Genomic DNA, 14,250 nt, shown 5'->3' on the forward strand with positions numbered 1-14,250 from the left:
GTAAACCTGCCGGCCATGCTTTAACTACCGAAAGAAGGGTTTGCATTGCTACACAATAAATGGTAAAATTTCTCATATTTTAGGATTATTTGGTTAATTAAAACTAGTTCAGCTACAGGAATGGTTTAATGTTGTTCATTTCCATTTTAAAGAACAATAAGGATTAAATGGCCCTAGACCAACTATACTATCCTATACTATCCTAGTATTTTGGAATGCAATTATAAAACAAAATATTTAACAATCCAAATGGTACAACAAAAATATATAAGCAACTGAAATACAGCGCTAAGCAAGCAGATAACGAGAGAAAATTAAAAAGACAAGTGCCATCATAAAAATGAGTATCATATGATAATAGTATCTATTCTGCCAGGGAATAATCTCAATTTTATGGTCAAGGACCAAATGGTAGGCATTTTGATTAGGGTATAATTTCGAAATGCCCAGCATCAATAAAACCGTAATGATAAATATGATGGCCAGGGTGTGAAGATAATGCAGATGGATAGAAAACACCCACTCGCTCATTACATAACAGCAAATAAAGAAAATCATCCCGATTTTTGCGGCAACGGGCGGCATCTTTTTTGTAATAAAACCAATAAAGATGATGGTAAAAATCGGCAGGCTAAAAATAGCACTGATTTTCTGCAAATACTCATAAAAACCATGTCTGGAAAAAATAATAAATGGCGCAAAAAACACAGCAAACAATGATACCGAAATCTGGAACAGGCGTCCGGTCCGCAGTAAACTTTTGTCAGTTAACACCCGGCCCTTTCTCTCCATAAAGGGCTTATATAAATTAAGCAAAAACAAGGTACTTGAACTGTTCAGGCCTGCATTAAAGGTGGTAATGGCCGCACCAAAAAGCACACAGGCTGATAAGCCCATTAAAACAGGTGGCAATACATCCTTAATCAATAAGGGAAATACCTGGTTGGTATTGGTTAAAACCGGATATAAATGAACCGCAATTAAACCGGGAATATTGATCAGCAAGGGGCAGAGTAATTTGGCAAAGCAGGTTAATGCAATTCCTTTCTGGCCCTCCGCTAAACTTTTGGCCGCCAGTACCTGCTGAATAATATACTGCTCCATGCCCCAGTAATAAAGATTTACAATGAGCATGCCGGTAAATAGCGTAGAAAAAGGAACAGCATCCTGATTACTGCCAATAGCATTGAGGTGTTCTTTTTTGGTAGAAAGCACCGTTGAAAGTCCGTTGAAAAAATCGCCTTTCCCAAGGTAACGTAATCCGTAATATGGCAACGCGATTATGAGTACCAACAAGCCTGCACTCAACACCGTATCTGAAATGGTAATGGCCTTAAAACCACCCACAATGGTATAAACGGAACCGATTAATCCCATTATCCATACAAATATCCAGATACTCTCCCAATAAGAAAGGTGAAAACGGGAAAGATCGATCAGGTTGCTAAAGGCAACTGCACCACCATAAAGTACCGAGGGCAGCAGGTTAATGATATAACTAAAAAGAAAAATCACCGAAACGAGTGTTTTGGTCTGTTTATCGTAACGTTTCTCCAGAAAATCGGGAATGGTGCGGATACCGGTTTTAAAATAAATGGGAATGAAAAATTCTGAAACAATAATCATAGCCAGAATAGATGAAATCCCCCAGCCAATTACCGACATGTTATTGATGTAAACCGATTCGTTTTCGCCGATAAACTGATTGGCGCTGATGTTGCTGAAAAACAATGAAGCACCAATAATAATGAAGCCGTTGGTTCGGTTGGCAAAGAAAAAACCATTGACGGTTGACCGCTGCGCCTTCCGGGTTTTGAAGTAAGAAATCATGGCGGCCAGTACCGTGAACAAAATAAAACTGATAATGGCTAAGGTTCCCACGGAATGGTATTAAAGTGAATTCCTTCTGATCAGTTTATTCTCCATTACATGCTTAATGGGCTTCAGGCTGAGTACAAATTCGGCAGCCAGGCGGCCCATGTGTGCAAAATCTATAGAAAAGGTGGTAATCCCATCAAAAATGATCTCTTTAACATTATCATCATTGTGTGAAAGGATCCCCAGATCCCTGCCTACTTTTAGCCCTTTTACCTTGGTATCCTTTAACATTTCCCAAAGTTCGAGGTTGTGTATGGTAAAATAAACCTTATCGGGTGCGATACTCCCGGCCTCGTAACTGTTTTTAACCACCCCGTTAATGTTAAATTCCTTAATAAAGCGCTTAAAAGAAGTCAATACTTCGCTGGGTTCGGCAGATGAAGGTTTAAAAAAGAAAACAAATTCTGAAAATTCCTTAATTCTTGGTGCCAGTTCCAAAAAAGCATTGTAAGAAGCCTTTTCAAATTCCTGAACAATGTAGGAATATTCACCTTTCAGTTTTACATAACGGTCAACGATCAACAGTTTTTCTTTTGGCAACTGCTCCAGTACATCTTTAGCCTCTTTACTTTCTATTGGTGCAATTACATATAAGCCGTATTGCCCCTTATTGCTGTTGATGATCGATTCGAAAACATTAAAATTATTATGGTGGAAATATACATCAACCTGGATGTTATCGCCTAAATGATTACGGAAATTTTGGTAAAAAGTCTCCTGAAAGGTATCAAAAGCGTAAATCAGTAAACATACTTTAAGGTGCTGTTCGGTATCATCAGTGGCTACAAAATAGCCCATCCTATTTTTAGACTCTAAAATCCCCCGGTTAATCAGCTCTTTATACGCTTTACCAATGGTTTCTTTGGCAAAGCCGGTTTCGCGCATCATCTCATTAACCGAAGGCAACATATCGCCTTTGGTAATTAATTTATGATTAAGGCTATTGATAATTCCCTGCACAAGCTGTTCGTGTTTCGAGAAAGAATTTATGATGCTCAATTCTTTAATTTCATTGAACAGCTTTTCCTTATTCATGTAACGATATTAGGTTTAATCGATTTATACGCAGTTAATTTGCCCGAAATATATAAATTTAATGGAGATAATTGATAAAAATTTAAGAATGATCGCCCTTTCTACTTTATTGTTATTGTAACTGCTTCACCGAAAGAAATTATTTAAGCATCAGTGATCTGCCACATGGTAACATCCGGCAGCACTTAAACAACAGTTATTTAGCATTGGCTAAAACTTTTAACGATGTCAAAATGTTATTTTAAAAAACTGAAAAGAACATGGGAATTTTAAGAACAGCCATCATTGGCGCAGCAGTATATGCAGGCGTAAAATATATCACGAAAAAAGATCCAATTACCGGACAATCAATCGTTGACGAATTATTAGATCGTACACCACAGTGGGCCGACAAAGCAAAAGGTTATACAGAAGACCTGAAAAGCAGGGTAAGTAACGCCGCCGAAGATTTGGCGAGATGAATACCTGAGAAAAATAAGGAGCCCGAAGAGGCTAAATATTTATTTCTCTGATCAATAAAAAAGTCCCGATTCAAAACCGGGACTTTTTTGTTTTAGTGTCAGATGGTAAAATCCGACACCACAGATCGGGTGAGATTTTGGGATTAAAAAGCATCAAACCAAAGTTTGGTGGTTAATAAGTCTGCTCCCTGACTGCTTACCGCATTTTTATAATTCTGCCCGTTTAACGATTGCTCTGTTCCGGGATAGATAAAACGTACAGGAATTTTACCATTCAACACCGTATTTACAGAAGCCGTTAACTGTGGATAATCTAACCTCCTCTGCTCTGCCCAGGCTTCTAATCCCTGACCAAATAATGCTATCCATTTTTGCTCCCCGATTGATTTTTTATAATTGGTAGCATTATAAACTACTCCAGATTGCCTGATGTAATCTTCAACTACAGTGCCACCAATATTATACTGTAAAAAAGATGCCCTGATGGCCTGCTTGTATAAATCTTCAGCATCTTCGGCAGTGAAACCTCTTGCTGCTGCCTCTGCCCTATCAAAAAGCAATTCTGCATAACTAAAAATTACCGCCGGAGCCTTGGCATCTAAAAAGTAAGCACCAGGTTTTGAAGAATTTGCCAAACCTATTGCACTTGCTTCAGAGTTGGTAGAACCATTTGGAATCCCCACATAAACCTGCGGCGTAACGTTTTCCGTTTTACTGGCATAAACGGGTAACCTTGGGTCGTTCAGTGAAAAAAGTTTATCAACAATGGTTTTACTGATCCGGTAATCATTTCTGGTTTCGAATGAAGCGGCTACCGGGTTCTGCTGAGGCGATACATCATATTTAAATATGGCATTTTCTGAATTGCTGCTGATGTAAGCACCGCCTTCTGCCTGTATTTCATCAATTACCTGTTTGGCTTTAGATGGATCTCTATCTGCAATACGCAAGGCGATACGAAGCCTCAATGAATTGGCAAACTTTTTCCACCTGGCAATATTGTTGCTATAAATCACATCACCGGCAATCACCTTTCCTGCAGGGTCTAGAGCCGCTTGCGCCGATTTCAAATCGCTTAAAATACCATAATAAACATCCTTTTGCTTATCATAAACCGGGGTAACAAACTGTTTTATTTTCCCTGCCTGCGAGTAGGGAACATCGCCATAAGCATCCGTAAGCAATAGAAATGTCCATGATCTTAAGACAAGTGCAACACCTTTATAGTTCGAATTTCCCTGTGCATCTCCCAATTCGATAATTTTATTAAAACCGGCAATACTTTGGACATAACCTGTTGACCATAGTGCGGTAAAACTACTATTTGAGTAAATAAAACGGTCTTCTTCTGTATACTGTACCTTGGCCCATTGCTGCGCAAACAGCAAACTGGAATTCATGTTATTGGTTACGCCCCAATAGGTATCTGCTGTTGCCTTGGTAGTTCCTGTGAGCAGATAATCTGGCTGCGCAATTTCTGGTGCATTGGGGTTAATATTCACCTCATCCAGCTCTTTTTTGCATGATACAAAGGCAATTGCCAAAATGGCCAGTATATATAGTTTTTTATTTTTCATGATGGAAATATTTTAAAATTTAACATTGAGGTTGATACCATAACTGCGGGTGCTTGGATTGGATAAGCTCTCTAAACCCTGACCATTACCAGTATTAAAGGCCACTTCCGGGTCGATATCAACCGTATTGCGATGGATAATCCACAGGTTACGGCCAACAAGCGATACCGAAACGCCTTGTAAACTTAACGGACGCAGCCATTTGGCAGGCAGGTTATAGCTTAATTTCACCTCACGGAGTTTTACATAAGACGCATCGAAAATATTTGCTTCATCTATATTTCTAAAGGTTTTGTAATACTGCTGAGCAGGTAATATCTTCTCGTTGCGTTTGCCATCAGCCGTTACGCCATCAAAAATAATCCCATCATCATACACCGTAACGCCTGCAGGGGCGGTTCCAGTTACCCTCACTGTTCCATTGGCTTTATCGTTACCGGGATAGTAATAGGAAATACCGCCATATTCAGCTGCCCTTCCCGGAAGTGTGGAAGCCAAAACGCCGGTATAAGTTCCTGTGGCGTAAGTTCCATTGTAAATAGAACCGCCAAAACTGGCATCAACCAATACACCTAAACTGATGCCTTTATAACTAAAAGTATTGTAAACGCCCCCAATCCAATCCGGCGTATATTTGCCCAACACCTGCTTGGTTGGATTGGTGGCAGGTGCGCCCGTAGCGTTAACAATGATGTTGCCATTGCCATCTCTCAAAAAAGCTGTCCCGAACAACGATCCATAAGGCTGACCTACCGTTGCAATTACCTGGGCCGAATTTGTGGCCACCACATAATTGGTCAGCAGTTTTTCAGCATCGAGTTCAATTACCCTGCTTCTGTTTGCCGCAAAATTGAAATCTACATCCCAGGTAAAGGCTTTTTTAACAGGGGTGATGCCTAATTGTGCTTCAATCCCTTTGTTGTTGATCTTACCGGCATTGAGCAATTTAGAGCTAAAACCGGTACTCTGGCTTACATCAGCAGCTAAAATCTGGTTGTAACTATTGGTATTGTAAGCACTGAAATCAAAACGTAATCTTTTATTCAAGAAAACTGCTTCCAGCCCTAATTCTGTAGCAGTAGTTGTTTCAGGCTTTAAGTTCGGGTTTAGGTCAATAGAACCAGTAGTGAGTTGAGGATTACCATAAAACGGCGCACTAAACACATAGGTATTAATTAAGCGGTAAGGATCTGCATCTTTCCCTACCTTAGACCATCCTCCGCGTATTTTTAAATAGTTAAGGGCTTCACTTTTGATATCAAAAGCCTCTGTTGCTACAAAGCTGCCATTAAATGAAGGATAAAAATATGATCTGTTTTGTGCAGGCAAAGTAGAAGACCAGTCATTACGCGCCGTGATGTTGGCAAAAAGGTAATTTCTGAAGCCGATCTGTCCGGAAGCATAAACACTATACGATTTTAAGCGCGATAAATTATTGGATGAAACCAGGGGATCGCGAGAGTTTTTCAGGTTGTAAAGTCCTGCAATGGCCAGTTTAGGCGCACTCTGGTCGTTTTGCTCGATGTACTGCCTACGGATATTGCCACCTCCCAATAATTCTAAGCTAAAATCTTCATTTAATTGTTTATTGAAGTTTAATGTTGCGTCGGTGTTATTTTCGTTTACGGTAAAGGCACTTTCGGTATAAGAACCAAAAGGTGTTCCATTGGTACCATAGGCGATTCTAACCTTACGCCTGTCATTGTAGTAATCCGTTCCAGTTCTGAAATTGAAATCAAGTCCATCGATAATTTTATAATTAAGCGCTAAACTCCCAATAATCCGGTTACGGTTTTGCGACACGGTATTTTCATAAGCTACCCAATATGGATTGCTGTAATAGCTATTGTTCCAGTTAAATGTTTTTCCATTTTCATCCAGATAGTTTTTCAGCTGGTTAATATCTACCTGACGGCCAAACCAGGTAAATTGCAACATGGTACTGGTTGATCTTGAACCGCCTGTACCGGGCAAATTATCAGAACTCAGCTTGCTGTAATTCGCATTGGCCGTTAAAGTCAGTTTTGGCGTTATCTTCAGTGAAGTATTTAATACAAATGAATTTTTACCTTGCCCGGAATTAGGCACAATACCTACTTGTTTCAAGTTATTGTAAGAGATCCGGTAATCATATTTTTCCCCTGCATCTGCTACAGAAACTCCGTTATTTAACGAATATCCTGTCTGAAAAAAATCGCGTACATTATCTGGGTGGGCTACAAATGGAACCGCCACTCCTTTTGAAAAAAACTGTGGAATTAATCTGCCATCCATTTTTGGTCCCCAGCTCTCATCTACCCCATCATTAATGCCTTTACCAGCACCATCCACGTAACTGAATTTACCTTCCGATCCCTGTCCAAAAGCATTTTGATAAACCGGCAGAGTAAGCAAAGTTTCCAGTACGGCATTGGAGTTAACCTCAATGCCCAATCCTTTTTTCGATTTACCAGTTTTAGTTTTGATAAGAATTACCCCTGCGGCAGCCCTCGAACCGTATAGTGCAGCCGCATTTGGCCCTTTTAATACACTGATTGTTTCTATATCTTGCGGATTGATATCTGAGATGGCATTTGCATAATCCCTTGCACCTGCAGAATTTAACTGCGAATTATCTACAGGAATTCCATCAACCACAAATAAGGGCTGGTTATTTCCAGCTATAGAGGTTTCCCCTCTGATGACCACACGGGATGAGCCCATGCTCCCCTGACTATTGGTTACCCTTACACCCGCGATTTTTCCGGCCAGTGCATTGACCAGATTGGACTCTTTAGCTTCAGACAAATCCTGCCCTTTTAACTCCTGAACAGCATAACCGAGTGATTTTTTCTCTCTGGAAATGCCTAAAGCTGTAACCACCACTTCATCTAACGCATTATCGCTCGATTGAAGAATAACTGAAACTGGCCCGTTTTTACTGATCTGTATTTCCTGGGTTTTAAAACCTATGTATGAAAATACTAATGTGCCCTTTTCAGGTGCATTTATCGAAAAAGCACCTTTGGCATCAGAAATGGTGGTTTGTTTGGTTTCTTTGACGAATATGGAAACACCAGGCAGTGTTTCTCCATCTGCTGATTTTACTGTTCCGGTTATAGCGGTATTTTGAGCAAATCCCGGTTGTACAGCAAAGAGCAGTAAAATAAATGCTATTGATTTTAAAAGTCTGATCATGTATATGTTTAATAATTAGTTAATAGATAAAATTTGGGCAAAACGATTCCTAACGGTGAATCACCGTCTTTTATTAAAAAATAAAATGGAATGGTTAGATCAAAAACGCCTGTTAAAATGGAACCATCCTAACAGGACTGGCGCATTCGTAAGTTAGCAGAAAGGTTTACAAAAAGTGATGTAGCTCGTCTGTTTTTTTCCATTTGAATGATTTTGTTTAATACATATTTCACTTTCAAGAAAGCATTGAGGCAACAAAAAAGCACCCCTTAAATCAGAAGTGCTCCGTATATGTTAGATAAGGATTATGCAAACAACTGACTTAACTACCCCAGATTCATCCGGGATGGAATTAGCACCATTTCTAAAAATTAGATGGTTGCTAAGGCTTCACAGGGCCATTCCCTCCGCCTTTCTTGATAAGTATTTTAAAATAACTGGGGCAAAGGTATAATTAATTCCATTTATCCTATAGTTTTTATAGATATTTATTAAAATATTTTTTCTTTGACTATTCCATCCGTATATTTGTCGACTAAATTAGTAGATTAACATACATCCCAATGAATATAAAATCCTTATTAACTGCCGCACTGGCCATATCAACCTCCATAACCTTTGCTCAGGATCAGGCAGTTTTAGCCAATAACCAACAGGCAAAGGCCAAAGAAAAAAAAACAAAGGCATTCGTTGCGCTGGGCAACTGGCGCGGTGTGGCGAAAGTAAAGGAGGGACTTGAAATCCCTTTCAATTTTGAGATCAATGAAAAAAGTGGTCAGCAGAAATTGTATTTCCGCAATGCGGAAGAAAGTTTTGAAGGTGGTGTGGTCAAACAAACAGCCGATTCAATTTTTGTTAAACTGGATCAGTTTGATAACGAACTGGCATTTGCAATAGATGGCGACCGGTTAACAGGAGCTTTACGCAAACAGGATAAATCCGGAAAACCATTAATCATTGATGCCGAACGCAAAAACTATCGTTTTAAAGCAGACAGACCTGCATCAGCCGACTATTCAGGAAGCTATGATGTAATTTTTACCGCTCCAAATGGCAAAGAAGAAAAAACAGTAGGCCTGTTTAAACAAACAGGAAACAAACTAACCGGAACTTTTCTCCGTGTAACCGGTGATTCTCGCTATCTTGAAGGTATTGTAGAGGGGAATGGATTTCAACTTTCGAGTTTCATCGGCTCCTCTCCTGCTTACTACAAAGGAACTTTCGGTGCAGATGGTACTTTAAAGGGCGAGGTTTTAAGCGCAAGAGGCAGCCAGCCTTTTAGCGGGAACAAAAATAAAGATGCAGCCCTGCCTGATCCTTATCAACTCACCTACCTGAAAAAAGGATACAAAACACTCGATTTCAGTTTCCCTGATGTAAATGGTAAAAAGATTTCGTTAAAGGATGAAAAATACAAAAACAAAGTAGTGATTTTAACCATTACCGGAAGCTGGTGTCCTAACTGCGTTGATGAAGCTACTTTTATGGCGCCATGGTATAAAAAGAATAAAAACCGCGGCGTAGAAATTATCGGTTTGCATTACGAGCGTTCTACTGAACCTGAATATGCCAAAAAAGTAATGGGCCGTTTCCGTGAACGATTTGGTATCGAATACGATCAGGTTTTGGCCGGAACAGCCGATAAACAGGCAGTATCTGAATCATTGCCTGCACTTGATTCTTTTTTATCTTTCCCAACCACCATTATAATCGATAAACAGGGAAATGTGGCCCAAATCCATACCGGTTTCAACGGCCCGGCTACTGGTAAATTTTATGATGAATTTGTGAAAGAATTCAATATTGAAATTGATGCGCTGTTGAAGAAATAAGCATCATAACTCACTCACTATATGCCATTCTGGACGAAGTGAAGAATCTTTTAATATAAAATATTAACATTGGTCGGTGAGACACCGACCAATAAAAATTAATAGAATGATCGTCATTGCGAGAAGGCTTTTTCAGCCGACGAAGCAATCTTTTTAATAAGGATAGCCACTAGCTTGAAAGATTTCTTCGGCGATCCTTTACTCAGAACGATTTTTGAGATTTTGATCATTTTTTGGAAAGCAGTTGTAGTGTCTTTTGGTTGCGGCAGTCCTTCTTTTCGCTTCTATCTTTTTGTGAGCATACCTCTATAATAAAAAACCGCTGCAGCAAAAAGGATAGCCGCTACAATAAGGTTTATTGAACAAAGGTCTTTACAGGGAATAAAATAACGTTTCATACTTTATTGCTTTGTTCCTTAGCACTAACCGTGTCTTTAGCCCCGGGCGAAGCGGCATACCTGAAGCGCAGCGAGGGGATATAGCGAAGCACGGGAACAATCTTTAATCGTCGCGAATGGCCCTGCGCTCCAAAAAATGTATGATTATTTCTATTTAAACATTGGTCGGTGAGACACCGGCCAATAGAAATTCTTAAATTATTCCTTAGCTGTCATTCTGAACGCAGTGAAGAATCTTTAACGTAAAAAGGCGTGACGTTTCGTTTTTGGAAAGCGGGTGTAGTACTTTTCGGTACCTGCAGTCCTTCTTTCCGCTTCTATCTTTTTGTGAGCATAGCTCTATAATAAAAAAACCGCTGCAACAAAAACAAAAAGGATAGCCGCTACAAAAAGGTTTATTTAACAAAGGTCTGTACAGGAAACAAAACAACGTTTCCTACTTTGTTGGTTTGTTCTTAGCAATAACCGCGTTTTTAGCCCCGGGCGAAGCGGCATCCCTGAAGCGCAGCGAAAGGATATAGCGAAGCACGGGAACAATCTTTAATCGTCGCGAATGGCCCTGCGCTCCAAAAAATGTATGATTTAGTCTTTGGTTGGTGAGACACCGCCCAATAGAAAAATTTAAATGAAGGTCCTTCGACAGGCTACCATTGACGTTATTTTGTAATTACCTATTAATGAGCAGAATGCGGCATCATGCATTTCCGTATAGCTAGGCCATAGCACCGTATCACCGTTCTACTTAAAACCGGCCTAATAAATTTTTCGGACTGCACTGTTCTAGCCATAACACTGGCTTTGAAAGAAAAATTTTCAGCCGGCATTTTTTGTTACTTTTTGATGCCAAAAAGTAAGAGCCCTTCGGCGGCGGTGAGCCGAGGCAAGAATTGTGCGAAGGAAAAAACGTCAATCATATTGATTTTTATATCATAAATTATCCCTCAGGATGACAGTTTTCAGTTAATTTAATACAGGCTATCTCACATGCTTTAAAACAAAATCAATAATTGTTTTCTTTGGAACCACAACTGTAGTCGTGCGGCTGAACCTGGCAATATTGATTCCGTAAAAATGACCTTCCCAATCAAAAACAGGCGATCCACAATCGCTGGCTTGAATAGCGGCATCATGTGTAAAAATAGCATTGAAACCGTCTCTTCGCTCCGATTTACCTCCTTCAAATTTGTCTGCCGGGTGATTGGAAAGGGATTGTCCCCTTCCGTCAAGCTTGAATGCTTTGCTCATTTTACCAGATGCATGCTCCCATTCGAAGGTAACTTCGTCACCTGCCCAATATTTTAAGATTTCGGGCGCAAATTCATTCGCTTTTCTAATCATTTTTCCATTAATGCTGATGAGTTCATCGCCAACTTTTATCCCTGCTCTTTCTGCCGGGCTACCTTCTTTAATTAAGGAAAACTGTACAGGACTAGAATTGTATACCACCATGGCCCCTAAATAAGGCTGACTATTTATTTTTGGTAAGCTAAACAGCTTACTACCTAAAACACTGCGCATTACCTTGCTAGCGGGAGTCATACTATAAAGCAGTTTACCCATTTCTATTTTAAGGGTATCTGCATTGGCAAGATTCAAATCAATTCCTCCGTTTATATGCTGTTCAAGCGCAAATAAGACCAAATCATTTTCCTGATCTTTTCCAATGACCTGAATGGGAATTCTGGTTCCATTCACCTCAAATTTTGCCTCTTCGCCAGCCATCGTATTTTTACTCAGCAAAAACTGTTTTTTAATGCCGCCTGCTGTTTTAACATTTAACAAACAGCCATCAATCTGCTGCTGTTGTCCCTTAAGTATGCTTGTAATAAGGAAACAGGCATTTATAAGTTTCGGAATACCAAAATCAGGATGTAAGGCTTTTTGTCTGCTTTCTTTCTGCAGTTGCGGAGACAAAGAATCGACTTCAACAAAATTCGTTTCTTCAGGAAAAGAAGTGTAAAGCGTTTCGTTTTTCAGGGCTGTCCAATAACGGCGATAGAGATCAACAGGAATTTCGAAATTCATATCTTCTGAAACATCAATGGCGCTGTGCAGCCCGATTACGCGGCCATGATAATCAAACAAAGGTCCGCCGGAATCACCCGGTTCCATTTTGCAGGTTGAGCGGATAAAACCATATTCATTTTTCACTTCTGCAACATGGCCCAATCTTAAGGTTGGCAGGGCCTGGTTCAGGCTTTCGGGGTAAGAAATACTAATGCAAGGTTCATTTTTGATTAAACTAGCCGAATATCCCATCTCCGCAAACGGATAGGTACCTTTATCGGTAATTTTCATCAGACCGACATCGGGAATCCCCGGGCTTTTTTTATCCTCTATTTTACCCAGTGCTATTGCGATGCATTCCTTTCCAGACGGAAAAAAAACTTTATAATTTTTACCTGGCAAAATGGTGTGTGCAGCTGTCAGGATGTAACCGTCTGCACTTACTACCACGCCACTAAACTGTGCACTTGTTCTTTGGTTCTGCTGTACATCAAAACCCCACATCCGCACGCTGGCCGGGTATGCTTTTTTAACTGCCCGGGTAATGGTACACTGAAATTTCGATACCTGCTTCTTTTGGGCAGTAACGTTTAGGCTAAACAGCAACCCGAAGGTTGCTGTTATGGCCATTAGATAGTTATTCATTATTTTTTATGATTTTGGGCGGTGGCTTAGTTGAAAATTTCAGCAAGCTTTTTGTTTAACGGTTCGCCACGAAGACCATTTCCGATAATCTTGCCCTGTGCATCTACCAGAAAACTGGCAGGTACTGCACGTACGCCATACAAACGGCCCACTTCGTTGTTCCAGCCTTTCAGGTCAGAGACGTGGATCCAGTCTAAACCGTCTTTTTCTATCGCTTCCAGCCAATTCTCTTTCACATGATCCAATGAAACCGAAATAATCTCAAAGCCCTTATCTTTATAAGTTTGATATTGCTTCACCAGGTTCGGATTTTCTGCCCTGCATGGACTGCACCAGCTTGCCCAGAATTCAACCAATACCACTTTTCCTTTAAAACTGGCCAACGAAACGGGCTTGCCAACCACATTGTTCTGGGTAAAAAGAGGTGCTGGATTTCCGATAGCAGTGATGCCACTTGCGGCAATGCGCTGTGCCAATTCTTTACCCATATCAGTTTCCCGGTATTCTTTGTTTAATGCATTAAAAATCGGTTGAACTTTGGCTACATCTACCTTGCTTCCTGCTGCTTCTGAAAGTGCCACCAACGCGAAATAGGAAGTCGGATGTTCTTTAGCAAATTGAAACTGTTTGTCGGTTCTGTTCTGAATATTTTTTCTGAAACGAAGATCTACCGCTTTCATATAGGCGGTATCTTTCTGCTGCTCGGGCGTTCCTCTGTTAAAATCGATATTAACCGCTTTGGTAAGGGCCATAATGGTACCGCCAATGGCTTTATTATAGGCATCGTATTCCTGGTATACCTTTGAACCCGTAAAAACAGCATTATCTAAAGAGTCTTTTGAACTAATGGTAACCTGCTCTTTCCCAAAGTAAAAGTAAATTACATCACCCGTATAAACGGCCTTGTTTTTACCCGCACCAGTATGATCCAGGGCCATGCGGGCATAGGCATTGCCTGAAATATGTCCGGAAAATTTGAAACTTCCGTTAACCAGCGCCACAGAATCTTCATGACTGACACCATTATCCATGTAATCGATATAGGCTTTTGCCGGTGCACCGAGCGTTCCTATTTTGCCGGTTAAACTAAAGTTTGGCGTTTGCGCCCAGCTCAAAGCTGGGCATAAAAGGGCTAATAAAATTATTTTTATATTTTTCATTTGTATTTTTTTTATAATTCTGTTAGGTTGTATTGTTAATTTTAATCAATTGAAAGTGTTAGTTTGAGCTTAGCCTGTAC

The 14,250-nt window shown here is 40.1% G+C and carries 8 protein-coding genes and 1 riboswitch; of the genes, 2 read left to right on the plus strand and 6 right to left on the minus strand.

Annotated elements, in window-relative coordinates:
- Positions 1–288: 288 nt before the first annotated feature.
- Positions 289–1,881, minus strand: coding sequence for a solute:sodium symporter family transporter (locus DV942_RS02155; RefSeq protein WP_145854906.1), 1,593 nt, complete (start codon positions 1,879–1,881; stop codon positions 289–291).
- 9 nt (positions 1,882–1,890) lie between these two features.
- Positions 1,891–2,913, minus strand: coding sequence for a GntR family transcriptional regulator (locus DV942_RS02160; protein WP_145854909.1), 1,023 nt, complete (start codon positions 2,911–2,913; stop codon positions 1,891–1,893).
- Between the two features lie 260 nt (positions 2,914–3,173).
- Here DV942_RS02160 and DV942_RS02165 point away from each other — a divergent pair, with 260 nt between their 5' ends.
- Complete coding sequence (locus DV942_RS02165; protein WP_145854911.1) at positions 3,174–3,374, plus strand: YtxH domain-containing protein; 201 nt, start codon at positions 3,174–3,176, stop codon at positions 3,372–3,374.
- A 143-nt stretch (positions 3,375–3,517) separates the two neighbouring features.
- On the opposite strand, the gene DV942_RS02170 is transcribed toward DV942_RS02165, so the two are convergent.
- Positions 3,518–4,951: a SusD/RagB family nutrient-binding outer membrane lipoprotein gene (locus DV942_RS02170; RefSeq protein WP_145854913.1), complete on the minus strand. Its 1,434-nt coding sequence runs from the start codon at positions 4,949–4,951 to the stop codon at positions 3,518–3,520.
- A 12-nt stretch (positions 4,952–4,963) separates the two neighbouring features.
- A complete protein-coding gene (locus DV942_RS02175) occupies positions 4,964–8,128 on the minus strand; it encodes a SusC/RagA family TonB-linked outer membrane protein (RefSeq protein ID WP_145854915.1) in 3,165 nt (1,054 codons plus the stop codon).
- Between the two features lie 319 nt (positions 8,129–8,447).
- Positions 8,448–8,554: riboswitch (SAM riboswitch) on the minus strand.
- 137 nt (positions 8,555–8,691) lie between these two features.
- Between DV942_RS02175 and DV942_RS02180 the strand changes: the two genes are divergently transcribed.
- Complete coding sequence (locus DV942_RS02180; protein WP_145854918.1) at positions 8,692–9,960, plus strand: peroxiredoxin family protein; 1,269 nt, start codon at positions 8,692–8,694, stop codon at positions 9,958–9,960.
- A 1,373-nt stretch (positions 9,961–11,333) separates the two neighbouring features.
- Here DV942_RS02180 and DV942_RS02185 read toward each other — a convergent pair.
- Together DV942_RS02185 and DV942_RS02190 are read right to left on the minus strand one after the other, a co-directional pair.
- On the minus strand, positions 11,334–13,010 hold the full coding sequence (locus DV942_RS02185; RefSeq protein ID WP_145854920.1) for a S1C family serine protease: 1,677 nt from the start codon (positions 13,008–13,010) through the stop codon (positions 11,334–11,336).
- Between the two features lie 26 nt (positions 13,011–13,036).
- On the minus strand, positions 13,037–14,170 hold the full coding sequence (locus DV942_RS02190; protein WP_186462398.1) for a TlpA disulfide reductase family protein: 1,134 nt from the start codon (positions 14,168–14,170) through the stop codon (positions 13,037–13,039).
- Positions 14,171–14,250: the final 80 nt, after the last annotated feature.

The sequence above is a fragment of the Pedobacter suwonensis genome (assembly GCF_007833675.1).
In the GTDB taxonomy this organism is placed as follows: Bacteria; Bacteroidota; Bacteroidia; order Sphingobacteriales; family Sphingobacteriaceae; genus Pedobacter; species Pedobacter suwonensis.

Excerpts from the sequence above, each read along its gene's own strand:
- DV942_RS02185 (WP_145854920.1), bottom strand. The coding sequence starts at position 13,010 with ATGAATAACTATCTAATGGCCATAACAGCAACCTTCGGGTTGCTGTTT.
- DV942_RS02175 (WP_145854915.1), bottom strand. The coding sequence starts at position 8,128 with ATGATCAGACTTTTAAAATCAATAGCATTTATTTTACTGCTCTTTGCT.
- DV942_RS02170 (WP_145854913.1), bottom strand. The coding sequence starts at position 4,951 with ATGAAAAATAAAAAACTATATATACTGGCCATTTTGGCAATTGCCTTT.
- DV942_RS02190 (WP_186462398.1), bottom strand. The coding sequence starts at position 14,170 with ATGAAAAATATAAAAATAATTTTATTAGCCCTTTTATGCCCAGCTTTG.
- DV942_RS02180 (WP_145854918.1), top strand. The coding sequence starts at position 8,692 with ATGAATATAAAATCCTTATTAACTGCCGCACTGGCCATATCAACCTCC.
- DV942_RS02160 (WP_145854909.1), bottom strand. The coding sequence starts at position 2,913 with ATGAATAAGGAAAAGCTGTTCAATGAAATTAAAGAATTGAGCATCATA.
- DV942_RS02165 (WP_145854911.1), top strand. The coding sequence starts at position 3,174 with ATGGGAATTTTAAGAACAGCCATCATTGGCGCAGCAGTATATGCAGGC.